Origin of the sequence: Mesorhizobium sp. M0626, from assembly GCF_040320665.1 — a bacterium.
GTDB lineage: Bacteria > Pseudomonadota > Alphaproteobacteria > Rhizobiales > Rhizobiaceae > Mesorhizobium.
The window spans coordinates 177,721-200,690 of the sequence record NZ_JAMYQD010000010.1 but is presented as its reverse complement, the minus strand read 5'-3'; the positions used below and the strand labels follow the sequence as shown (position 1 = coordinate 200,690).

21 protein-coding genes are annotated in these 22,970 nt (G+C 63.2%); 8 read left to right on the top strand and 13 right to left on the bottom strand.

Going from position 1 to position 22,970, the window contains the following annotated elements; all coding sequences use genetic code 11:
• Nucleotides 1-5: 5 nt before the first annotated feature.
• The gene (gene hmgA, locus NKI37_RS14880; protein ID WP_031215466.1) at nucleotides 6-1,319 is read right to left on the bottom strand and encodes a homogentisate 1,2-dioxygenase; all 1,314 of its coding nucleotides are present in this window, start codon (nucleotides 1,317-1,319) and stop codon (nucleotides 6-8) included.
• 124 nt (nucleotides 1,320-1,443) lie between these two features.
• Between hmgA and NKI37_RS14875 the strand changes: the two genes are divergently transcribed.
• Nucleotides 1,444-1,881, top strand: coding sequence for a MarR family winged helix-turn-helix transcriptional regulator (locus NKI37_RS14875; protein ID WP_023724852.1), 438 nt, complete (start codon nucleotides 1,444-1,446; stop codon nucleotides 1,879-1,881).
• A 31-nt stretch (nucleotides 1,882-1,912) separates the two neighbouring features.
• Here NKI37_RS14875 and NKI37_RS14870 read toward each other — a convergent pair whose 3' ends face one another.
• The 3 genes from NKI37_RS14870 to NKI37_RS14860 all read right to left on the bottom strand — a co-directional run bounded on the left by NKI37_RS14870 (nucleotide 1,913) and on the right by NKI37_RS14860 (nucleotide 4,946).
• The gene (locus NKI37_RS14870) at nucleotides 1,913-2,536 is read right to left on the bottom strand and encodes a DUF4304 domain-containing protein (RefSeq protein WP_352519327.1); all 624 of its coding nucleotides are present in this window, start codon (nucleotides 2,534-2,536) and stop codon (nucleotides 1,913-1,915) included.
• An 18-nt stretch (nucleotides 2,537-2,554) separates the two neighbouring features.
• Complete coding sequence (gene tdh, locus NKI37_RS14865) at nucleotides 2,555-3,589, bottom strand: L-threonine 3-dehydrogenase (RefSeq protein WP_352710174.1); 1,035 nt, start codon at nucleotides 3,587-3,589, stop codon at nucleotides 2,555-2,557.
• Between the two features lie 169 nt (nucleotides 3,590-3,758).
• The gene (locus tag NKI37_RS14860; RefSeq protein ID WP_352595630.1) at nucleotides 3,759-4,946 is read right to left on the bottom strand and encodes a glycine C-acetyltransferase; all 1,188 of its coding nucleotides are present in this window, start codon (nucleotides 4,944-4,946) and stop codon (nucleotides 3,759-3,761) included.
• A gap of 309 nt (nucleotides 4,947-5,255) precedes the next feature.
• Here NKI37_RS14860 and NKI37_RS14855 point away from each other — a divergent pair, with 309 nt between their 5' ends.
• A complete protein-coding gene (locus NKI37_RS14855; protein WP_352791309.1) occupies nucleotides 5,256-7,322 on the top strand; it encodes a putative bifunctional diguanylate cyclase/phosphodiesterase in 2,067 nt (688 codons plus the stop codon).
• Nucleotides 7,323-7,343: 21 nt separating this feature from the next.
• Here the strand turns inward: NKI37_RS14855 and NKI37_RS14850 are convergent, their stop codons facing one another.
• Nucleotides 7,344-7,748 carry a MarR family winged helix-turn-helix transcriptional regulator gene (locus tag NKI37_RS14850; protein WP_023672921.1) on the bottom strand — a complete coding sequence of 135 codons (405 nt, stop codon included), beginning with the start codon at nucleotides 7,746-7,748 and terminating at the stop codon, nucleotides 7,344-7,346.
• Between the two features lie 192 nt (nucleotides 7,749-7,940).
• Between NKI37_RS14850 and NKI37_RS14845 the strand changes: the two genes are divergently transcribed.
• A complete protein-coding gene (locus NKI37_RS14845) occupies nucleotides 7,941-8,348 on the top strand; it encodes a hypothetical protein (RefSeq protein ID WP_023682929.1) in 408 nt (135 codons plus the stop codon).
• A 220-nt stretch (nucleotides 8,349-8,568) separates the two neighbouring features.
• Here the strand turns inward: NKI37_RS14845 and NKI37_RS14840 are convergent, their stop codons facing one another.
• Nucleotides 8,569-10,614 (bottom strand): oxidoreductase, encoded by a 2,046-nt coding sequence (locus tag NKI37_RS14840; protein ID WP_352791307.1) that lies wholly within the window; start codon nucleotides 10,612-10,614, stop codon nucleotides 8,569-8,571.
• A 140-nt stretch (nucleotides 10,615-10,754) separates the two neighbouring features.
• On the opposite strand from NKI37_RS14840, the gene queF reads away from it, so the two are divergent.
• The gene (gene queF / locus NKI37_RS14835) at nucleotides 10,755-11,216 is read left to right on the top strand and encodes a preQ(1) synthase (RefSeq protein WP_023715229.1); all 462 of its coding nucleotides are present in this window, start codon (nucleotides 10,755-10,757) and stop codon (nucleotides 11,214-11,216) included.
• Between the two features lie 219 nt (nucleotides 11,217-11,435).
• On the opposite strand, the gene NKI37_RS14830 is transcribed toward queF, so the two are convergent.
• The 4 genes from NKI37_RS14830 to NKI37_RS14815 form a co-directional block, all read right to left on the bottom strand.
• Nucleotides 11,436-12,047, bottom strand: coding sequence for a hypothetical protein (locus NKI37_RS14830; protein WP_023824541.1), 612 nt, complete (start codon nucleotides 12,045-12,047; stop codon nucleotides 11,436-11,438).
• A gap of 4 nt (nucleotides 12,048-12,051) precedes the next feature.
• On the bottom strand, nucleotides 12,052-12,531 hold the full coding sequence (locus NKI37_RS14825) for a DUF3828 domain-containing protein (RefSeq protein WP_023694426.1): 480 nt from the start codon (nucleotides 12,529-12,531) through the stop codon (nucleotides 12,052-12,054).
• 91 nt (nucleotides 12,532-12,622) lie between these two features.
• Complete coding sequence (locus NKI37_RS14820; RefSeq protein ID WP_352791305.1) at nucleotides 12,623-14,272, bottom strand: ABC transporter substrate-binding protein; 1,650 nt, start codon at nucleotides 14,270-14,272, stop codon at nucleotides 12,623-12,625.
• Between the two features lie 61 nt (nucleotides 14,273-14,333).
• The gene (locus NKI37_RS14815) at nucleotides 14,334-15,884 is read right to left on the bottom strand and encodes a trimethylamine methyltransferase family protein (RefSeq protein WP_352791303.1); all 1,551 of its coding nucleotides are present in this window, start codon (nucleotides 15,882-15,884) and stop codon (nucleotides 14,334-14,336) included.
• Between the two features lie 89 nt (nucleotides 15,885-15,973).
• Between NKI37_RS14815 and NKI37_RS14810 the strand changes: the two genes are divergently transcribed.
• Together NKI37_RS14810 and mutL are read left to right on the top strand one after the other, a co-directional pair.
• On the top strand, nucleotides 15,974-16,876 hold the full coding sequence (locus tag NKI37_RS14810; RefSeq protein WP_352791302.1) for a LysR substrate-binding domain-containing protein: 903 nt from the start codon (nucleotides 15,974-15,976) through the stop codon (nucleotides 16,874-16,876).
• Nucleotides 16,877-17,149: 273 nt separating this feature from the next.
• Nucleotides 17,150-19,003: a DNA mismatch repair endonuclease MutL gene (mutL, locus tag NKI37_RS14805; RefSeq protein WP_352791300.1), complete on the top strand. Its 1,854-nt coding sequence runs from the start codon at nucleotides 17,150-17,152 to the stop codon at nucleotides 19,001-19,003.
• A 25-nt stretch (nucleotides 19,004-19,028) separates the two neighbouring features.
• Here the strand turns inward: mutL and NKI37_RS14800 are convergent, their stop codons facing one another.
• On the bottom strand, nucleotides 19,029-19,820 hold the full coding sequence (locus NKI37_RS14800; protein ID WP_156933766.1) for a hypothetical protein: 792 nt from the start codon (nucleotides 19,818-19,820) through the stop codon (nucleotides 19,029-19,031).
• An 80-nt stretch (nucleotides 19,821-19,900) separates the two neighbouring features.
• Entirely contained in the window at nucleotides 19,901-20,794 is an 894-nt protein-coding gene (locus NKI37_RS14795) for a DMT family transporter (protein WP_352791298.1), read from the bottom strand.
• A gap of 92 nt (nucleotides 20,795-20,886) precedes the next feature.
• Here NKI37_RS14795 and NKI37_RS14790 point away from each other — a divergent pair, with 92 nt between their 5' ends.
• On the top strand, nucleotides 20,887-21,813 hold the full coding sequence (locus NKI37_RS14790; RefSeq protein WP_023734233.1) for a LysR substrate-binding domain-containing protein: 927 nt from the start codon (nucleotides 20,887-20,889) through the stop codon (nucleotides 21,811-21,813).
• Between the two features lie 17 nt (nucleotides 21,814-21,830).
• Here NKI37_RS14790 and NKI37_RS14785 read toward each other — a convergent pair whose 3' ends face one another.
• Nucleotides 21,831-22,436, bottom strand: coding sequence for a hypothetical protein (locus NKI37_RS14785; protein WP_352791296.1), 606 nt, complete (start codon nucleotides 22,434-22,436; stop codon nucleotides 21,831-21,833).
• 112 nt (nucleotides 22,437-22,548) lie between these two features.
• Between NKI37_RS14785 and NKI37_RS14780 the strand changes: the two genes are divergently transcribed.
• Nucleotides 22,549-22,782 (top strand): DUF2093 domain-containing protein, encoded by a 234-nt coding sequence (locus tag NKI37_RS14780; protein ID WP_023694434.1) that lies wholly within the window; start codon nucleotides 22,549-22,551, stop codon nucleotides 22,780-22,782.
• The last annotated feature ends 188 nt before the right edge of the window (nucleotides 22,783-22,970 follow it).

The window sequence follows — 22,970 nt, the reverse complement described above, 5'->3', positions numbered from 1 at the left end:
TGATCTCAAGACCAGTCGCCCTCCGGCGTGCCGTTGAAACGCTTCTTCAGATCGGTCCAGCAATCGATGTAATTGTCCTGCCTTGTTTCAAGCTCGGCGCCGTAGCGGGTGAGCATTTGCGGGAATCGGGTCTCGAACATGAAGGCCATGGTGTTGTCGAGCTTGACCGGTTTCAGCTCGGAGCGCGAGGCCTTTTCGAAGCCAGGCGCGTCTGGGCCGTGGGCCAGCATCAGATTGTGCAGGCTGATGCCGCCGGGCACGAAACCTTCCTCCTTGGCGTCATACTGGCCGTGGATCAGGCCCATGAACTCGCTCATGATGTTGCGGTGGTACCAGGGCGGCCGGAACGTATCCTCCGCCACCAGCCAGCGCGGCGGAAAGATGACGAAGTCGATGTTGGCAGTGCCTTCCTCGCCGCTCGGCGCCGTCAGCACGGTGAAGATCGACGGATCGGGATGGTCGAACAGGATGGCGCCGACCGGAGAAAACGTCGCCAGATCATACTTGTAGGGCGCGTAGTTGCCGTGCCAGGCGACGACGTCGAGCGGCGAATGGCCAATCTCGGTGACATGGAAATTGCCGCACCATTTCACCGTCAGCCGGCACGGCGTCTCCTTCTCCTCAAACCAGGCGCAGGGCGTCTTGAAGTCGCGCGGATTGGCGAGGCAATTGGCGCCGATCGGACCGCGGTCGGGCAGCGTCAGCTTGGCACCATAGTTTTCGCAGACATAGCCGCGCACTTCCTTGTCGATGAGCTCGACCTTGAACACCAGCCCGCGCGGCAAAACGGCGATCTCGCCGGGCCGCAGCTCGATGACGCCCATCTCGGTGACGAAGCGCAAGGCGCCGACCTGGGGGACGACCAGCAACTCGCCGTCGGCGTTGAAGAAATGATCGTCGACCATCGAGCGGTTGGCGACATAGACATGCGCCGCCATGCCGCTTTGGCCCAGCACGTCGCCGGCGGTGGTGATGGTGCGCATCCCTTGAATGAAATCGGTCGGCTCCTTCGGCATCGGCACCGGGTTCCAGCGGTACTGGCCGAGCGCCAGCTCGTGGTCGCCGACATTGGGAGCGGTCTTCCACAGGGGATAGCTCGCCGCCTTGAAGCGGCCGGTGTGTTTTACGCTCGGCCGGATGCGGTAGAGCCAGGAGCGCTCATTGGTGCCGCGCGGGGCGGTGAAGGGCGAGCCCGAGAGCTGCTCGGCATAAAGTCCGTAAGCCGGCCGCTGCGGGGAATTGCGCCCTTGCGGCAGCGAGCCGGGCAGCGTTTCGGTCTCAAAATCATTGCCGAAGCCCGGCATGTAGGAAAATTCCATCCGATCCTCCCTGATCCCGACCGCCGCGAAGCGCGGCCTGCCGGCGATGTTGACCAAACTGGTTTCATTTGTAACCATCGAAAATGTAACTATCAACGGCTGATGCCGCATCCACGGTGCGCATATGGAAACCCTCGAACTCGAAAATTTCCTGCCCTACCGGCTTTACCGGCTGGCCGACGCTGTCAGCCGAGAATTTTCAAAAATCTACCGCGACCGTCACGGTCTGACGCGGCCGGAATGGCGCACACTCTCTGGGCTCGGACAGCGCGGCACGATGACCGCGACGGCGCTCGGCGAGCAGTCGGCCATGCACAAGACCAAGGTTTCGCGGGCGGTGGCGGAGCTTGAGCGGCGGCGCTGGCTGACGCGCACGCCGGACGAGAATGATCGGCGTGTGGAGCATTTGGCGCTGACCAAGGCGGGACTGGCCGCCTATCGCGAGATGGTGCCGCTGGCGAAAGCCTTTGAACGGCAGTTGCTGGCGAGGCTTGGTACGGAAGAGCGGGCGGCGATTGTGAATGGGGTGGCGGCGCTGGAGGCAAAACTCACCTTGGGTTGAGATCTTCCCATAAGTTCGACCGTCGCTGAAATCAGATCGCGAATGCGGCAGGCAACGCCCCTAGACCGTAATAGGCGCGTTCGGCTTCAATGAAGCCTCTGACACGGCTTCGAAATGCCGCCGGATCATCAATGTAGGCTAGAAGCGCCTGCGCTTGCGAAGCCGCGTGTCTTTGAGCGCTTTCAAACAGTCGCCTTGCCGTTTCAAAATCACCGGCCAAACCAGCCGCCACCCCGGCGTGGAAGGCCGCCCACTCGCCGTAGGCGCCCGGCTGCAATTCACTCACGAGGATTTTCGCTGTCGTTTGGACGGAAGGGAACATCGATCGGTGAACCTGATCGATTTCGACGACCTTCTTGGCCATTTGATCAACCGCGAGAAGAAACTGTGGCGGGCTCTCGAACGGAACGAACTGTCCAATGCGCTCAACGCGATCGAAGGTAATCGTTTCCGGAAGCGAACCCCAGAGCCAGTGGACTGCTACGTTAAGGTAAGTGCCCTTGGACCAGGAACTGGGCTGGAACTCGACTACACTTAGCCAGAAGCCGCGATCGGCGATCCAGATTCGGGACTGCCCTTTGCGTCGAAATCCGGCCGGCTTCAGTACGAGCTTTGCCTGCGAGGCAATGATACGACCGTGCTCATTGTCCGCCATCTTGCACCCACACGTGCCTCACCAATCCATCACCACCTTGCCCGAACTGCCGCTCCGCATCGCGTCAAACCCCGTCTGGAAATCGTCGATCCCAATGCGGTGCGTAATCAGACCCGACACATCCAGCGGCCCCTGCACCAGGGCGATCATCTTGTACCAGGTCTCGAACATTTCGCGGCCGTAGATGCCCTTCAAGTGCAGCATCTTGAAGATGACCTTGTTCCAGTCGATTTCGAAGCCGGTCGGCGCGATGCCCAGAATGGCGATCTTGCCGCCATTGTTCATGGTGTCGATCATGTCGCGAAAGGCGGGCGCGGCGCCCGACATTTCGAGGCCGACGTCAAAACCCTCGGTCATGCCCAGCGCCGGCATAATGTCGCGCAGTTTTTCCTTCGAGGCATCGACGACATGCTGGACGCCGAGCTTTTTGGCCAGCGCCAGCCGCACCGGGTTGATGTCGGTGATGACGACTTTTCGCGCCCCCACACATTGGGCAACGAGCGCGCCCATGATGCCGATCGGCCCGGCGCCGGTGACCAGAACGTCTTCACCGACCAGGTCGAAGGACAGAGCGGTGTGGACGGCATTGCCCAGGGGATCGAAGATCGCGGCGATCTCGTCGGGCACATCGTCGGGGATCGGCACGACATTGTGCTGCGGGATCGCCAGATATTCGCCGAAGGCGCCGGGGCGGTTGACGCCGACGCCGAGCGTGTTACGGCAGAGATGCCCCCTGCCGGCGCGGCAATTGCGGCAATGGCCGCAGACGATGTGACCTTCGCCGGAGACACGCTGGCCGACCTTGTATTCGGTGACCGCAGCGCCGAAATCGGCCACCGTGCCGACGAATTCATGGCCGGTCACCATCGGCACCGGCACGGTCTTCTGCGCCCACTGGTCCCAATTGTAGATGTGGACGTCGGTGCCGCAGATCGCCGTCTTCTTGACCTTGATCAGCACGTCGTTGGGGCCGATCTCCGGCACCGGCACCTCTTCCATCCAGATGCCCGGTTCGGCCTTGGCCTTCACCAGCGCCTTCATCATGTTCGACATGCTACAACTCCTTACCCTCCCCCTTGTGGGGAGGGTGGCCCGAAGGGCCGGGTGGGGGTCAAAAACTGGCGGAGGTCGTGACCCTGCAGACCCCCACCCCGCCTCCCGCCCGCTTGCTTCGCAAGCGGTCGGAAGTCGACCCTCCCCACAAAGGGGGAGGGTAAAACTCTCAGCCAATCACGCCCAGTTCCTTGCCGACTGCGGCGAATGCCGCCACGGCGCGGTCGATGTCGGCGCTGGAATGCGCCGCCGACATCTGCGTGCGGATGCGCGCCTGGCCTTTCGGCACCACCGGGAAGGAAAAGCCGATGACATAGATGCCGCGCTTCAGCATGCGCGCCGCCATTTCCTGCGCCAGGCTGGCATCGCCCAGCATCACCGGGATGATCGGGTGATCGGCGCCGGCCAATGTGAAGCCGAGCTTGCCCATCTCGGACCTGAACCGCGCCGCATTGGCATAGAGGCGCTCGCGTAGCGCATCGCCATTTCGGATCAGCTCGAAAACCTTGATCGAGGCGCCGGCGATCGCCGGCATCAGCGTGTTGGAGAAGAGATAGGGCCGCGAGCGCTGGCGCAGCCAGTCGACCACCTGGCTTTTGCCCGAGGTATAGCCGCCCGACGCGCCGCCCAGCGCCTTGCCGAGCGTGCCGGTGATGATGTCCACCCTGCCCTCGACGCCGCAATGCTCGGCCGAGCCGCGGCCGTTTTTGCCGACGAAGCCGACGGCATGGCTGTCATCGACCATGACCATGGCGTCGTATTTTTCCGCGAGGTCGCAGACGCCTTTCAGATTGGCGATGATGCCGTCCATGGAGAACACGCCGTCGGTGGCGATCAGGCGGAAGCGGCAATCCTTCGCTTCCTTCAGCCGCGCTTCGAGATCAGCCATGTCGTTGTTGGCGTAGCGGAAGCGTTTTGCCTTCGACAGTCGCACGCCGTCGATAATCGAGGCGTGGTTCAGCGCATCGGAGATGATCGCATCCTCCTCACCGAGCAGTGTCTCGAACAGGCCGCCATTGGCGTCGAAGCAGGAGCCGTAAAGGATGGTGTCGTCCAGGCCGAGGAAGGATGAAATCGTTGATTCAAGCTGCTTGTGCTCTTCCTGCGTGCCGCAGATGAAGCGCACCGAGGCCATGCCGTAACCGTAGCGGTCGAGCGCGCCTTTGGCCGCGGTGCGCAACTCGGCGCTGTCGGCGAGGCCGAGATAGTTGTTGGCGCAGAAGTTCAGCACCTTGTCGCCGCCGACTTCGATCTCAGCCGACTGGGTCGAGGTGATCACCCGCTCGGATTTGTAGAGCCCGGCGGATTTCAGCCCTTGCAGTTCGTTGTCGATATGGGAGAGGAATGCCGCGCTCATGATCAAGTCCTGTTGAGATTGGCGCGACTGTCGCGCTACGCGCACTAAAAATCCATCGCAAAAGCGACCGTTTCGGTGGCACGGCGGGCTCAACCCTGGCGCGATCCGATCGCATGGCCAGCATGCTGGAGTAGCAGGCACGCGAATACGGCCATGCCGCGAAAGAACATGATAACCATCTCGGCAGCTTTCGTTTACTGCGGAAGCAGCAGTTCCGCCGGCTTCCAGACCTGTTAACCCTTTCAAGGCAATGGTGTTCTTGCCACGAATCGGTGGCAGAAATCCGTCGACCGAGGGGTCACCTAGAATATGTCTCAGCAGCCGGCGCAAACCGTCTCGGGCAAACTCATCCTGCTGATCAAGAGCGGCTATTGGCTGGCGCTGCTGATCATCGCGGCTATGGTGATGGCTTCCTTCATCCTGCTGCAGCAGATGATGGCGGCGCAACAGCACAACCATACTCTGCTCGACATCGTCAGCACCCAGAAGGCGCTGTCGCAGCGCATCGTCTTTTTGACCAGCGCAACCGGCTCCGCCGCGCGTGACAAGCAGCCGGCCCTGGTTGCCGCGCTGAAACAGGCGACCGCCGAGTTCGAGACGAACTACGACCTGCTGCTCAAACGGACGGGAGCCGACCCACTGTCGCCAGCATTGTCCGATCCAAAGTCGATCGAGAGCGTCCTTTACGGCAAGCCGTTCCACCTCGACTATTTCTCGGTCGGGCTGGTCGCCAATGGCGAAAGGCTGATCTCGTCCTTCGAATCCCAGCTCTCCGGCAATGCCGCCTACAAGGGCGGCGGCGAGCGCGTCAATCTCGATGCTTCCGTCGCCAATGCGACGCTGTCGGGTTATGCCGCGCTCGGCCAACGCATCGCCGCATTCGCAGACGAGCGGTCGGAAAAGCTCCTCGATCTCCATCGCACCTTGTTCTACGCCACCATCGGCGTCATCGTCCTGGTGGCGCTTTTCATCTTCCGGCCGATGTCGAAGGCGATCCTGCGCAAGACGCACGAGCTTGTCGATGCCCGCAACTCGATGGCCTTCATCGCCGTACATGACGGGCTGACCGGCCTGCACAACCGCACCTTCCTGACCGACCACTTCGAAACGCTGATCAAGGGCGCGCATCGCCGGCGCGAGAGGCTGGCGGTCATCCAGCTCGACCTCGACCGGTTCAAGCAGATCAACGACACACTCGGCCACGCCGCCGGCGACTATGTGCTGGTCGTCACCGCGCAGCGCATGCGCGATTCCTGCCGTGCGTCGGATCTCTGCGCGCGCCTTGGCGGCGACGAATTCGTGATGATCCTCAATGGCGCCGGCGGCCCCGAGGACATCAACATGCTGGCCCGGCGCATCCTGGAGGAGATCAACGAGCCGATTACCTTCCAGGGCACGACCATCCTTCCAGGGGCCAGCGCCGGCATTGCCGTCTATCCCATCGACGCCGACAATGCCGAGGATCTGCTCGTCCACGCCGACCTCGCGCTCTATTCCGCCAAAAAGCTCGGCGGCGGCAGCTTCTCGTTCTTCTCCGAGGAACTCAGGCGCGAGCTAGACTACCGCAAGCAGCTCGAGCACGACATCAAGGTCGCGATTTCGGAGAACGCCTTCCAAGTCTATTTCCAGCCGCAGGTGTCGCTGAGCAACGGCGCCATCAGCGGCATCGAGGCGCTGGTGCGCTGGAAGCATGCCGAGCGCGGCATGATTGCGCCGGGCGAGTTCATTCCGGTCGCCGAAAAATGCGGCTTCATGCCCGAGATCGGCCGCATCGTCTTTACCAAGGCGATCGAGCAAGCAGCCGAATGGGATCGCGCCGGCATCGCTTTCGGCCGGCTTGCCGTCAACGTGTCCGGCACCGAGCTGCGCGAACCCGACTTCGACCGCTTCCTGTTCGCGACGCTGGAAAAGGCCGGCCTTGCTCCGCAGAAACTGTCGCTGGAAATCGTCGAATCCGTCATTCTCGACGACGAGAAGACGGGCATCGCGGCGAAGCTGCGCCACATCCGCGCTGCCGGCGTCCATCTTGAGCTCGACGATTTCGGCACCGGCTATGCCTCGCTCAGCCACGTCAATCCCAACGAGATCGACCGGCTGAAGATCGACCGCCGCTTCGTCCAGAACATCAACGAGAATGGCGACAACACCAAGATCGTGCGCGCCATCACCGAGCTGGCGCGCGGTCTCGGCATTTCGATCGTCGCCGAGGGCGCGGAAACCGAAGCCGAGCTCGATTCGCTGATGGCAATCGGCTGCGATCAGGTGCAGGGCTATTCCATCGCCTTCCCGATGCCGCAGGACAAAGCGCGCGAATGGCTGCTGGCGCGCAGCCCGAAGAAAGCCAAGCTGAAGGTGCTTCAGGGCAATTTAGCCTAGACTATTGCCCACCGGTGCCGGTCATTTGGCCGGCGCGACATTCGCCCGCAATGCCGCCAGCACCTCGGCGAACTCCGCCAGCCTGTCGTCCGGCAATCCCGCGCGCAGCCGCTTGTCGAAGATGAGAGCCGCCGCCCGCAGCTTCAGGAACATCGTTTCGCCCGCCTGCGTCAGCTCGACCAGATGAACCCGGCGGTTGTCCGGATCGCGGCGGCGCGTCAGCAAGCCTTGCGCCTCCATGGCGTTGAGATGGTGGGTGAGCGTGGCGCCCTGGATGCCGATCATGCCGGCAAGTTCGCGTTGGTTGGCAAGCTCGCTCGACTTGACCGAAAGCAAGGTCAGCCACACCGGCAGCGTGCCCCCGGCCTCGACCAAAGCGGCGTCAAATGCCTGCGCCACCAGCTTGGAGGTGCGCGCGAGATTCATGCCGATTGGCGGACGGTCAAAGGGAGTCATGCGCCGACAGTAGAACAAGGCGCCGAGCGATGGAACGCGGCATTATACATTGACATCGAACCATTTGATACCTAACTATCATGGGTGTCGATCTACCGAGTTCGTATCATCCTGCATTCGACAGGGATCCGAGGACGGGCGGCGGGCAAGGAGGAAGCGGTCATGCAATATGTCTACATCGTCGTTATCGGCCTTCACGTCATGGCCGGTGTGTTCTGGGCCGGCACCACCATCACGCTTGCCCGCGACCCCGAGATCAGGGCGGAGCGCTTTATCGGACCGCAAATGGGCTCGGCCGGCATGGTGTTCGTGACCGGCGCCCTGCTCTGGTATTTCTTCCACGGCGCCTATTTCGGCTCGATGGAAATGGTGCTGGCGCTAGGCATCCTGGCCGCCTTCGCCGCTGCCGGCGTTCTCAGCGTCGTCGTCCGCAAGACCAGCCGGCAGCTTGCCGGCGCGGACGTCGCAACGGAAGCGGCGCTGCGCACCAAAATGGCCCGCGGCGAGCGCATCGCCGCCTGGCTGCTGGTGCTCACCGTGCTTTGCATGGCGACCGCCAGGATGATTTGAGCCCTGCCGCGCGTCGCCTCCCGGTTGAAGACCATTCCGCATCGTGCGTCGCCTGGCTCTCGGCTGGTGGCGTACGCGGCGCGCAGTTCGGACGGATGTGCAAGGTGGCTCTCCGCACAGAGGTTTGGCTGCGCGCCACCCATCACTTTGATCGATCGAGATGCGCCCGCCGGAAGGGTGAGATCGAGCTTTGGAACAAGCCGTAGGCCGGCTTGTAGGCTCAAACCCGCAAGCCGAACCTGATGCCGTCATAGATGGCGGCATGGATGTTGCGCGAGGCGACTGCATCGCCGATGCGCAACAGCACGAAGCCGCCTTCGGGATTGCGTGAAGGAAAAATATCGCCGCCGCCGACCAGCCGCTCATAGTCGACCGCGCCACCATTCTTCGACAGCGGTTTCAGCTGGAGATAGAGATCGTCGAGCGGCGCCGTGCCGTGCTCGACCACCACCTGGTCGACCCGCCTCTCGCCGCGCCAGCCGTCGGCAAAGTCGGAGGCGAGTTCGGCGACCAGCTGGTTGCCCTCGCGCCGTACCGAGCGCAGCCTGGTGTTGATGGTGATGGTGACGCCCTTCTCCTGGAAGGCGCGCATATAGGGCACGTGGTTCATGCCGCCCATTTCGGGGGCGAAGAAGCGCTCCGGCGAAACCAGGTCCAGCTTCGAACCGGCATTGGCGATCAGCTCCGCCGCGCCCATGCCCTGATGGCCGCCATTGTCGTCGAAGAGCAGCACGTTCTCCGCCGGCTTGACGCTGCCGGCCATGATGTCCCAGCTCGACGTGACGAGATTGTCGCCCGATGTCAGCGGCGGGTTCTGCGGCAGGCCGCCGGTGGCGATCACCACCACATCGGGCGACAGCGCCAGCACATCGTCCTGCTCGGCCCATGTATCGTAGCGGATCCCGACGCCGAGCCGGTCGAGTTCGGCCAGCCGCCAGTCGATGATGCCGATCAGTTCCTTGCGGCGCGGGTTCTGCGTCGCGAGCCGGACCTGGCCGCCGGCCTGACCGGAGGCTTCAAGCACCGTGACATGATGGCCACGTTCGGCCATGACGCGAGCTGCCTCGAGCCCGCCAGCGCCAGCGCCAACGACGACGACGTTCCGCCTGGGCCCTTCGGTCATGACGATGATATGCGGAATCTCGGCCTCGCGGCCGGTCGCGGCATTGTGGACACAGAGCGCTTCGCCGCCTTCATAGATACGATCGAGGCAATAGGTGGCGCCGACGCAAGGCCGGATCTCGTGCTCGCGACCTTCCATGACCTTCTTGATGATGTGCGGGTCGGCGATATGGGCGCGGGTCATGCCGACCATATCGAGCTTGCCGGTCGCGATGGCGTGGCGCGCCGTGGCGACATCGGAAATCCGCGCCGCATGGAAGGTCGGGAATTTTGTTGCCGCCCTCACCTCGCCGGCGAAATCGAGATGCGGCGAAGAGCGCATGCCGGTCACCGGGATAACCTTGGTGAGCGCCGCGTCGCTTTCGATCGAGCCGCGGATGATGTTCAGGAAATCGACCTTGCCAGAATTGGCGAGCCGTCTCGCGATCTCGACGCCCTCGGCCTTCGACAGGCCTTTGTCAAAATCCTCATCGGCGACCATGCGGATGCCGACGATGAACTTCTCACCGACGGCAGCCCGCACGGCATCCAGCACCATGTCGGTGAAGCGCAGCCGGTTGTCGAGCGAACCGCCGAACTCGTCGTCGCGATGGTTTGTGGCCGGCGACCAGAACCCGTCCATCAGATGGCCGTAGGATTCGAACTCGATGCCGTCGAGGCCAGCCGCCTGGCAGCGCTGCGCAGCGGACGCATAGTCGGCGACGATGCGCTCGATGTCCCAGTCCTCGATGGTTTTCGGGAACGCGCGGTGCGCCGGCTCACGCACCGGCGAGGCCGACAGCACCGGCAGCCAGTCGGCCTTGTTCCAGCCGGTGCGGCGGCCAAGATGGGTGATCTGGATCATCACCTTGCAGTCATGCTCGTGGCAGGCGCCCGCCAGTTCGGCCAGCCACGGCACGATGCGGTCGTCATAGACATGCAGATTGCCGAACGCGGCCGGGCTGTCGCGCGAGACGATGGCCGAGCCCGCCGTCATGGTCAGCGCCATGCCGCCCTTGGCCTTTTCGGCGTGGTAGAGCCGGTAGCGCTGTTTCGGCATGCCGTCCTCTGAATAGGCCGGCTCGTGGCTGGTCGACATCACCCTGTTCTTCAGCGTCAGGTGTTTGAGCTGGTAAGGCTGGAGAAGCGGGTCGTTGCTGGTCATCATCTTCCTGCCGTTCCAGTTTGTGTCGGAGCAGCGCGCGCTGCTCCAGTTCTTGTCTTAAGCATCGAATTTATCCGAAAATCGCTGCACACTTTTTGATCCGATGCTAATGAGCGCGGAAAATCCCCAGGAAAACCACGATGATCGATACCAAAACCCTCACCCAGCTCGGCGCCCACGTCGGGACGCCACAGAGCCCGGAGACCGCGGTCCTGGAGACCGTGCCGTTCCAGCGCGGCGACGGGCCGCCGGCGATCGTGCGCTTCACCTGCCCGGAATTCACCTCGCTCTGCCCGGTAACCGGACAGCCGGATTTCGCTCATCTCGTCATCGACTACGCACCCGATGCCACCCTTGTGGAATCGAAGTCGCTCAAACTGTTTTTGACTTCGTTTCGCAACCATGGCGCTTTCCATGAAGACTGCACGGTGATGATCGGCCGCCGCATTGTGGCGGCAACGAAGCCGCTCTGGTTGCGCATAGGCGGCTATTGGTATCCGCGCGGCGGCATTCCGATCGATGTCTTCTGGCAGACCGGCGCTCCGCCCGAAGGCGCCTGGTTGCCCGACACCGGCGTTGCCCCCTATCGCGGAAGGGGCTGAAGCTATTTTGCGGAACTTTAGCGGGACAGCGCCCCCCTCTGTTCTGCCGGACATCTCCCCCACACGGGGGGAGATTGGCCGCTACGCCGGCTTTAGCTAATCTCAAATGATGCGGAGCGGGCGAGACGCTGGAACTGCTGATCTCCCCACCCGTGGGGGAGATGTCCGGCAGGACAGAGAGGGGCGCGAAGGATCGCAGGCGCTGATCCTCAATCGACATTATTCGCACTGGTACTGGCTGAGCGCCCATTCACCGGTCACCGAAAGCAGATCGGATATCTTCCAGTCGCCGTCGACCTTCCTGAATTTCCATTCAAGGCGATGCGGGTTGCCGGCGACGACGAAGGCGACAATGACCTTGGCCTGGTCGCCATTGATCGCTTCGAGTGTCTTCAGGCTCTTATCGATCTCGGCCTTGTCATAGTCGGCATTGTCGAGCGCCATGTTGGGGTCGAGGCATTCGCCCTGCCCGGATTTGCGCAACGCGTCGCTCTTGTCGAGAACGGTTTTTGCCGGGTCGATGAAGTGGCTGCGCTGCGCCGGATCGATCTCCAGCCCCACCTGATCGTAAAATGGCCGCACCACCGCCGTCGGGGATCCCGGCAGAATGGGTGCGGCCGGTGCGGCGTCGGCCGGCGACCACCCAACCGGCGGTGTCGCCGCTTCCACCGCTGTCCCGGGTGGATTTGCGGGCGGTGCTGCGCCGGCCGGTGCCGTCACGGCCGGGGCATTGGCTGGCGGCGGGCCCAACAGGCCTTGTGCCGCGGCTGCGCTCATAGCCACCGCCAGCACGCACATGGGCGACAGCGCCAGGGCAAGACGGCGGAGCACAGGATCACTCCGGCGCTTTGTCGGGCATGCATTCCAGCGCGCTCAGCGTCCAGCTGCTGGTCTTGGAGGTAATGTCGGCGACCTTCCATTTGCCGTCGATTTTCTTCAGCGACCACAGCATTTCGCGTTTGGAATCATCGCCTTCCGCAAAAAGGCTGAAGGTGGCGGTGACTTCGGCCGTATCGCCATTGACGGTCTCGGCCAGCTTCAATGTCTTGGCAATCGACTTCTGGTCGAAATCCTGGGCGTCGAGGCCGGGATCGAAGTCGAGGCAGGCGACTTCGTCGGGCTTGTTCTTCGTTGCCTGGTCGTTGAGATCGAACAGCTTGGTCACCGGCTCGGTGAAGCGGTCGCGGTACTTTGCGTCTCCCTCGAATTTCACTTCAGGCACATAAAAGAACTTGACGGCGTTGGAAGCCGGCCCGGCCAGCACTGTCGCTGGCAAGGCAATCGAAAAGACAGCGGCAAGCACTATCGGTTTCATGCAGGATCTCCGGAAGTTTGGCGGCAAGGTGCAATACCAGACATCCTGCATATCGGTTTTTTTGCGGCTCATGAAGCCCGGCTGCACCGTCTCAGCCATCAAGCCAGACGTTCTGCAGGTCCATCTCGAAGGTCTGGTGGACGCCGTAGTTCTTCACCTTCTTGTTCATGTGGCTGTAGAGCTTCTGCCAGAAGGGTTGAATGATGACGCCGGAATCCTGCAGGATCTGCTCGACATCCTTCATCACCTCACGCCGCTTCTCCACATCGATCAGCGACAGCGCCTGCTTCAGCTTGGCGTCGAAGTCCGGGTTGGAATAGGCTGATTCATTCCAGGCCTCGCCGGTGCGATAACCAAGCGCCAGCACCTGGACGCCAAGCGGGCGCATGTACCAGATGGTCATCGAATAGGGATATTTCGTCCAGTCGTTCCAGAAGGTCGAGCCCGGCAGCACCGTGCGCTTGACCTTGATGCCGGCGTCGCGCAGTTGGCCGGCAATCGCGTCGCCGGTGTTTTTCTGCCAATCGTCCTCGACGGTGATCAGCTCGTGCTCGAAATCGGCCTGCCCAGCGTCCGCCATCAGTTTCTTGGCGCCGGCCGAGTCGCGCGTCTTCTTGGGCAGCGCAAAATATTCCGGATGGATCGGGCTGACATGGTGGTTTTCGCCCACCGTCCCTCGCCCGGCATAGCCGAGTTCCAGCACCGCATTGTTGTCGACCGCCATCTGCAGCGCGTTGCGCACCCGCTGGTCGTCATAGGGCTTGTGGGTAACGTTCGTGCGGGCAACCAGCGTGGTTGCCGTCGCAACCTCGGACTTCTCCAGCCCCATCTTATCCAGGATGTCGATGAAGTCGGCCGGCGTCTCGAAATTGAGGTCTATCTCGCCGGATTCGAAGGCGTTGATCGAAGCGTTGAAGTCGGTGCCGTAGTCGATGAACTCGACGCTGTCGAGCGGCGCTTCACCACCCCACCACTTGCCGTTTTCACGACGCTTGACCACCGCCTTCTGGCCGACATCGTAGGAGACCAGTTCGAACGGGCCCGTGCCGATCGGCTTCTTGACCGGGTCGGCGCCTTCGGCGTCGAAATTGCGGTGGACGACGAGCGCGGGATAATCGGTGAGGTTCGGGATCAGCGAAATGTCGGGCGCGCTGAGCGTCAGCTTGACCGTATTGTCGTCGACCTTGGCGATCGCGCCTTCCCTGGCCTTGCCCGACTTTTCGTCGATCAGCCCGCCGACGCGAGCGGCCATGGAGTTGCCGGCGACCTTCTTCTCGCACCAGCGGGTAACATTGAAGACCACGTCATCGGCATTGAAAGCATCGCCATTGTTCCAGGTGATGCCCTTGCGCACATGCAACGTGTATTCAGTGGCGTCGTCATTGATGTCCCAGCTTTCGAGCAGCACTGGCTCGAAGGTGAATTCCCTGGTGTAGCGGACCAGCGGCTCCAGCCAGCAGCGCGAGATGTTGGCGAGTTCCACCCAGTCATAGGTGCGCGGATCTTTTTGGGCCTTGACCGACATCGATATGTGCAGCGTGCCGCCCTTCTTCGGCTCCTCGGCAAAAGCCTGTCCCGGCGCGGCCAGGCCGATCATGCCGTAGGCCAGCACCGTCGATGCGCCGAACGCACTTGCCAATGCAAGAAACTCGCGCCGGTCCATACGGCCAGCACGCGTCTCTTGCGCCATCGCCTCGACGGCCGTTGGCACGCGATCGCCATTGCTTTTGAAAAGTGTCATGTCTTTCTCCCTTGCGGTTCCCATCGGGTCTTCGCCCGTTATCAACTCATTCGTCGTTCTCTTAGCTAACGCTGTCGGGCAGCCTCTCCTCGCGCTGCGCGATAAAGTCCCTGAGGCCCTCGGCAATGCCCTCATCGAGTTTCGGCTCTTCATAGTCGGCCAGCATGTTGCGGGCTTTCTCGCGGCCGCGCGTGTCGTGGTCCTTCGCCCCTCCAGCCTTCCATTGTTCGTAGGAGTTGAAGTCCATGATGGTGGGCATGAAGAATGCCGACTCGTAATGGTCGAGCGTATGCTGGGTGCCGAGGAAATGGCCCTGCGGCCCGACTTCGCGGATCGCCGCCATGGCCTCCTTGAAGTCGTCGAACGGCAGGCCGCCGGCATATTTGTACCAGCCGACAAGCTGCTCGCAGTCGGTGGCGAATTTCGAATAGCCGCAGGTCAGCCCGGCCTCCAACCAGCCGGCGGAGTGCCAGATATAATTGGCGCCGGCGAGGATGGCGGCATGCATCAGCATGTTGGATTCATAGCCGGCCTGGGCGTCGTTGAGCTTGGAGCCGACATGGAAGCCGGAGGTTCGCCAGGGCAGTTTGTATTTCCGCGCCAGCGCGCCCATCAGATACATCATCTGGGCGGCTTCCGGTGTGCCGCCCATCGGCGCGCCGGTCTTCATGTCGACCGTCACCATGAACTGGCCGTAGATTTGCGGCGAACCCGGGCGCAGCAGTTGGGTGAAAGCGACGCCGGCCAATGCTTCGGCATTGACCTGCGCCACCGCGCCGACGGCCGAGGCCGAAGTCGATGCGCCGCACAGCGCAAAGGGCGCCAGGATCAGCGGCTGATTGCTGCGCGCATAGACCTTCATCGCGTCCAGCATGGTGGCGTCCCACACCAGCGGCGAGTTGCAGTTGGTGATCGACACCAGCACCGGATTGTCGCGAACGAAATCTTCGCCAAAGACGATGCCCGCCATCGCCATCGTGTCTTCGGCGCGATCTTTGGAAGTAACGATGCCCATGAACGGCTTGTCGGAGTGCTTCAGCGCCGAATGGATGATGTGCAGATGCCGTTTCGGCACCGCGATCTCCATCGGCTCGCAGATGATCGAACTCGACGAATGCAGCGCCGGCGCCATGTAGGCGAGCTTGTGGAAATTGTTGAGGTCTTCGAGCGTGCCATAGCGCCGGTTGTTGTCGAGGTCGCGCACGTAAGGCGCGCCATACATCGGCGCGAAGATGGAGTTCTTGCCGCCGACGCGCACGGTGCGCTCGGGATTGCGCGCATTGAGGGTGAATTCGGACGGAACCTTCGCGACCAGTTCCATCAGCAGGCCGCGGTCGATGCGGACGCGTGTCTCGGACACGTCGGCGCCCGCCGCCTTCCACGTGGCGATCGCCTCGTCGTCGCGGAACTCGCAACCGACCTCTTCGAGGATGGCGAGTGACTCCTGGTGGATCAGTTCCACCGCCTCGTCCGGGACCATCTGGTAGGTGGGGATCTCGCGGACCAGCGTCGGGAACGAGGTGACGGGGGCGCTCCTCAGCGCCTTGCGTCCGAGCCGACCGCCGCCGCGGCGGTGGGTTTGCTCGGTCAGTTCAGTGGCCGGTGCGTTCATGGAGCCTCCTCATTCCGTCCAACCAAGTTAGCGAGAGGAAATATGGATGTGATGCTGGAAAATCCTGATCTCTTGTATAAGCTCAGCTTATGCGGAGCCTGCGCCACCTCCTGCCCTCGGCCGGCAGCCTGATCGTCTTCGAGGCGGCGGGCCGGCTGTCGAGCTTCACCGCTGCCGGGCGCGAGCTCGGCATGACGCAAGCCGCCGTCTCTTATGCGGTGCGCGGGTTGGAGGAACAGCTCGGCGCGCAGCTGTTCCAGCGCCGCCACCGCCAGGTCGTCCTGACAGAAGCGGGCGAACGCTTCCATGCCGACGTCTCGCTCGGTCTGTCGCATATCCGCAAATCGGCCGAGGATCTGCGCCTGCAGGCGAGCGGCGGCCATGTCACGCTGGCGGCGTCGACCGCCTTCGGCTCGTTCTGGATGATGCCGCGCCTGCAGCAGTTCCGCGACGAACTGCCGGGCATCGACTTGCGCATCCAGACCGCCGACCGCGATCTCGACATCATCGCCGAGGGCATCCCGCTCGCCGTGCGCGGCGGCGAGCCGCGCGACTGGGCCGACTATCATTCGCTGCCGCTGGCCGACGAGGAGATTTTTCCGGTGGTTGGCGCCAGCTATCTCGCGAAATTCGGCATGCCAAGGAGCGTCGCGGAGCTGGCGACGCATCGCCTGATCCACCTCGAGGAGCCCTACCGCGAGGCGGCTAGCTGGGACGAATGGTTCCAGTCGGCGGGCGGCAGCCTCGACAACACCGCGCGCGGCCTGCGCATCAACGATTACGGCCTCGTGATCCAGGGCGTCATGGAAGGCCAGGGCATCGCGCTTGGCTGGCGGCATCTGGCCGAACGGCTCCTGGCGTCGGGGCTGCTGGTGCCGGTGACCGATCATGTGCTGAAGACCGGCAAGGCGTTCTATGTGGTTTGGCCGAAGAACCGGGAGTTGAGCGAGAATGCGCGGAAAGTCAGGGACTGGCTGGCGGCGCAGGCTTGAAATCGGTTGCAGCGTAGTCACTATCGCGGAGTTCCTTCACACCCCCTCTGTCCTGCCGAACATCTCCCCCGCAAGGGGGGAGATTGGCAGTTCATATGTCGCGTCACCCTTCAAGCATTGGAGATTGGCGAAAGCCGTCGTGACATCTGATCTCCCTCCTTGCGGGGGAGATGGCCGGCAGGCCAGAGGGGGGTGCTGTCCCGCTGGCGTCTCCAATGTCCGGCATTCATTGAAGCCTTCCGCACACCCTTCGAATCCGCCTATAATACCCCCATGCCCATTCGCCAGCTTTCCGAAACGATGATCAACCAGATCGCCGCCGGCGAAGTCATCGAGCGTCCGGCGAGCGTGGTGAAGGAACTGGTCGAAAACGCGCTCGACGCCGGCGCCTCCCGCGTCGAGGTCGTCACTGCCGGCGGCGGGCTGAACCTGATCCGCGTCACCGATGACGGCTCCGGTATCCCCGAACAGGAACTGGCGCTGGCCATTGCGCGCCACTGCACCTCGAAACTTGCCGACAACATTCATGATATCCGCTCGCTCGGCTTCCGTGGCGAGGCGCTGCCGTCGATCGGTTCGGTGGCGCGGCTGTCGATCCGTTCGCGCACGACCGCAGGCGACGCTGCCGCCGAGATCGCCATCGAAGGCGGCCGCGTTTCGGCGGTCAAACCGGCGGCGGCCAATCGCGGCACAACGGTCGAGGTGCGCGACCTGTTCTTTGCCACGCCGGCGCGGCTCAAATTCATGAAGGGCGAGCGGGCCGAAAGCTCGGCCACCAGCGACGTGGTCAAGCGCATCGCCATCGCCTTCCCCGCCGTGCGCTTCACGCTGGCCGGCTCGGACCGCTCGACGCTGGAATTGCCGGCGACCGATGACAGTACCGGGGGCAGCCTGCGCCGCGTCGCCCAGGTGATGGGCGCCGAGTTTCCCGACAATTCCATCGCTATCGACGCCAGCCGGGACGGCGTGCACTTGACCGGCCACGTCTCGATCCCGTCCTTCACCCGCGCCAACGCGCTGCAGCAATATGCCTATGTCAACGGCCGTCCGGTGCGCGACAAGCTGATTGCCGGCGCCATTCGCGGCGCTTTCGCCGATGTGCTGCCGCGCGACCGGCACGCGGTGACCGTGCTGTTCCTGACGCTCGATCCGGCGACCGTCGACGTCAACGTCCACCCGGCCAAGGCCGATGTGCGCTTTCGCGACCCCGGCCTGGTGCGCGGGCTGATCGTCGGCGCCATTCGCGAGGCGCTGGCCAATGCCGGCATCCGCGCCGCCACCAGCGGGGCCGCCGGGATGGTGGCGGCGTTCCGGCCGGGAGCCGCCTCATACGCCCATGCGGGTCCTGCCAACGGTCATCGCAGTTATGACGCGGCCTACCGGGCCTCGGGCTTTTCGGGCTTTGACCGCTCGCCACAGCGGCCGCTGGATATGGGATTTGACGGCGCCGGCTTCCGCGAAAACGACCAGGCTGCATTCGACGCCGGTCCGCTCGCCAGCGCCGATGCGCGTGCCGGCTCAGCCGAGCGGGCCGAGACGCTGCTCGGCACCGCGCTGGGCGCCGCCCGCGCGCAGGTCCACGAGAACTACATCGTCGCCCAGACGAGGGATTCGCTTGTCATCGTCGACCAGCACGCGGCGCATGAGCGGCTGGTCTACGAGGCGTTGAAGAATGCCCTGCACTCGCGCGCGGTGCCCTCGCAGATGCTGCTCTTGCCGGAGATCGTCGACCTGCCGGAGGAGGACGCCGAGCGGCTGGCCGTGCATTCCGAAACGCTGGCCCGGTTCGGCCTCGGCATTGAGCGTTTCGGTCCCGGCGCGGTGGCGGTGCGCGAGACGCCGTCCATGCTCGGCGAAACCAATGTCCAGCAATTGGTGCGCGACCTTGCCGATGAGATCGCCGACAACGATACCGTCGAGACGCTGAAAGAGCGGCTGGACAAGATCGCCGCCACCATGGCCTGCCATGGCTCGGTGCGCTCCGGCCGGCTGCTCAAGGCCGAGGAGATGAACGCACTGCTGCGACAGATGGAGGCGACTCCCGGCTCCGGCACCTGCAACCACGGCCGCCCGACCTATATCGAACTCAAGCTCGCCGACATAGAGCGGCTGTTTGGGCGGCGGTGAGCACAAGCCAGGTCAGGCCACACGCTCAATTCACCAACAGGCGATAATCCTTGAACCTATGAGAGAAAACGTAATCCCTTGAGTAACCGGCGCTACCGCCGCGAAAATTCACGGAGATTATCTCGAAGCTTCTCCCAACCTGTTTTTGAACATTCATGTAGATGGGAGTCATCAGCATGCCGGCATCGCAATCGTCGTCATCGAAAGCGATTGCCTGAACGACCTTCTTTTTCTTCTTATCGATGACCCGCAGCTTATTCATGCAGACGAGAAAGCCCGCTTTCTCGTAGACCCCGGCAAATCTGTGGGTTGCTGTCTGCGCCCAGAAGGGAATCTCGACGGTGCCGTCAACCTTCGCCTCACCGGTATCGTCGAGGTTTGCGACCTTCTTCAGCGTGATCGGGAACTTGTCCGAGCCCTTGCTCCAAGTCCCTGTTGCGCCGCTTTCGCCAAGGTCGAGAGAAAACGGACATCCGGTGGTGCCAACGGGCGTTTTCGATCCCATGACCAGCACCCGGTCGAACTCCCTGTCGTCCGCAATCTCGCAAAGGAAGACGCTGGTGCCACTGATCTTGCCGTACACCGCTATCGGGCTTTGCTTCGCGTCGTGGAAATAGCTCCCCTCGACCGTAATCCCGCTGCCGAAACTGTCATATCTCTGCAGCGATAGGTGGACGGGGTTAGGTCCGATGGAGCCTTCGTAGTTTTCGACCTGATACCAGCCCGCGGCGGCTTTCCCGGTCAGCAGCAAAACGCAAAAAAATTGCCGATATGAACAGTCTTCCCATTCCGTCCCCCAGTGAAGGCAGCGTACCATAGCTGTCCTTCCTCTGGGTGTCTGCATTCTGATGGAAGCGGTTCTCGGTTTGAGTCCGAAAACAGCTCAAATCATTTGTTTTAACGCTTTAAATTCACCACGATCACGCCGCCCAGCGCCAGTGCGCCGCCGAGGATACCAAGTAGCGTCGGCACTTCGCCCAGCCAGAAGAAGCCGATCAGGGCCGACATGGGCGAGACCAGATAGAGGAAGTTCGACGCGCGCGCTGCCGGGAGGCGCGACAGTGCGGTTGCCCATGCGGCATAGGCGATCAGGCTGGGCACGATGCCAAGAAAGATCACGGCGCCGATACCGGCCGTGTTGGCGGCCGCGGCCTGCGCAAAGCCGCTTGGCAGAAAGGGTGCCAGGCAAAGCGCGCCAAGGATCATGTTGGAGGCCGAAATGGTCAGCGGGTGATGGCGGGCAAAGAGCGGCTTCTGGACGATCGTGTTGACGGCCGAGCACAGCGCGGAGCCAAGAACCAGCAGCGCGCCGGTGTCGAAACTCAAGCCATTGCCGTCGGCCACGGCGATGATGCCGATGCCGGCGAAAGAAATCGCCGTGCCGAACCAGGCCCAGCTTGAGAAGCGCTCGCCCAGCAATGCCATTGCCATGATGGCGGTGAAGATCGGACTGACATTGATGATGAAACCGGCGGCACCCGCCGACACGGTCAGTTCGCCGAAATTGAGCATGACAGTGTAGAGCGCGACGAAGATGGCGCCGCCAAAGACCAGGCGCCACACTTCGTCGAGCCTCGGCAGCCCCGGGCGCTTGACGGCAAGAAAGATCGCCGCCGGCACCGCGGCAATGGCAAAGCGCAGCGCACCGAGTTCCAGCGGCCCGAAAGCGGCGAGGCCGGCACGGATCGCCGGAAAGGCCGAGGCCCAGCCGACCACCGTCAACGCCACGGCGATGGCCGCCGTGGTGTCCATCCGCTGTGTCGGATTCGACGTGCTGGTCGTTGCGCTCATCTGCCTGTCCTCGGGTTCCCAGAGTGTTGAAAGGCAGAAAGCGCCTTTTCGGCGCCGTTGACAAACGATCAAATCGAGGATCACCTGTGACTATGGATCACAGCTCAGACACAATGGTGCCGCTCGAGACCCTGCGCGCCTTCGATGCGGCGGCGCGAACGGGGAGCTTTTCGGCCGCGGCCGAGAAGCTCAACATCACCCACGGCGCCGTCAGCCGGCAGATCGCCAAGCTGGAAGACTGGCTGGGCTTGAAAGTGTTCGACCGCGGCGCGCGCGGCGTCTCGCTGACCATCGAGGGCAACCGCCTGCATCTGCGCACGGCGGAAGCCTTTGCGCTGATCTCCAGCCATTCCGACCGCTGGGTCGAGCCGCGCGGCACCGCCGTGGTGCGGCTGACCTCGATACCCTCCGTCAGCGGGCTGTGGCTGATGCCACGTATGGCGGCGCTGGAGAACAATCCCACCAAGCTGCGCATCGTCCTCGACGTCGACATCCGCCAGGCCGACCTTGCCGATGAAGGCATCGACCTGTCGGTCCGCTGCGGCCGCGGCGGCATTCCGGGCCGCATCTCGGTGAAGCTGTTCGAGGAACATGTCTTTCCCGTCGCCGCGCCCGGCCTTGCCCGCGAGATCGGCCGCGGCGACCCGGCCCGGCTGCTGAGGTTTCCACTGATCAACGATTCCGACGCCTCCGGCTGGCGTGCCTGGTTTGCCGCGCAAGGGATGGACTACCGCCCGCGCCCGCAGGATCGCCGCTTCGAGGACTACAATCTGGTGCTCGACGCCGCAGCTTACGGGCTCGGCATCGCGCTGGCGCGGCCACCGCTGACCGGACACCAGTTGGAGGCAGGCCGCATCGTCGCCGTTGACGAGCGTACGGCGCTGAACCCGGTGTCGTACTGGCTCGACCGGCCGCTGGGGCGGCCACGCACGGCTGCCGCCGAACTTTCACGCCGTATCGCTGTCGAGGCGGGGCTGGCGATGGACAAGATGGAAGCATTCCTCGAAGCCGAGCGATAGCGGCGATCGTTCGGTGCTCAGCGAAGCACCAGCAGGGCTAGCCCGACAATGGCGACGGCCAGAAACCCGGTTGCCAGCGCCATCAGACCGACACGCGTCTGCTTTCGGCCTTGCGGCTGGGCCGCATCATTCGGCCCAGACGTCGCCTGCTCCCGCTTCATTGGCATATCGGTGGTGGCAGCGCGGCGCTGCGGCGAAACCACGGGTGCGAGAAGCGCAAACCAGGGCAGTCCTGCGGGCTTTGCGGCAGCGCCATCTTCGGCCTTGGCCGACGGCAGCGGCAGACCGCGCTGTGCATCGTCGTTCGCTGGGGTCGCCTTGCCTATCGCAGCCGCTATTGGCCCGGAAACGTCGGGCGCCTCGACGCCAGGTTCAGCAAGGGCCAGATAGGCTTGCAGGACCTCGGCAGAACCCGTCTGCTGCCCCTTTGCGGTGGCTGCGGACAACAGCGCCTGCAGCGCCGGCGCCGCTGCCGGCTGCAAAGGCGCGCCGGACGGCGTCGGCGGCTGCACCAGCGCCTTTATAAGTGCTGCTTTCGCCGGATCGGCCTTCGCCGACGGCAACGCTGCCAACATCATGGCCTCACGCAGCAGCGCGGTCAGGCGGGCGGATGAAATGTCCATGCCGGTCCCATGAGAATGGTTTGGAGCGACAATAGCGCCTCAGCATTGCGTCAAGCTTGACCTTGCCGGCAATTTATGGCGATGAAATCAGCATGAACCTTGGCACCACTCCATGATGAACCGCTTCGAAGGCCCCGGCGGCAAGGAAGCCCGTATCCGCTATCTCGACGGCGACTTCCAGGTCACCAGCCCCGGCGCCTTCGTGCGCTGCGCGGTGACCGGCGAGAGCATTCCGCTGGACGAGCTCAAATATTGGAGCGTCGCCAGGCAGGAGCCCTATGTCAGCGCCGCCGCCTCGCTGCGCCGCGAGATCGAGATGCATCCGGACCTGCGCAGCCGGGGTTAAAGGCGCGCACAGAGCCGTTGGTCGCGTTCCTTCACACCCCCCTCTGTCCTGCCGGACATCTCCCCCGCAACGGGGGAGATTGGATGATCATCTTTGCTTTCGCCAAATCACCAGCGTTGCAGAATGAGCGCCATTGGCAAAGCTGCTGATCTCCCTCCTTGCGGGGGAGATGGCCGGCAGGCCAGAGG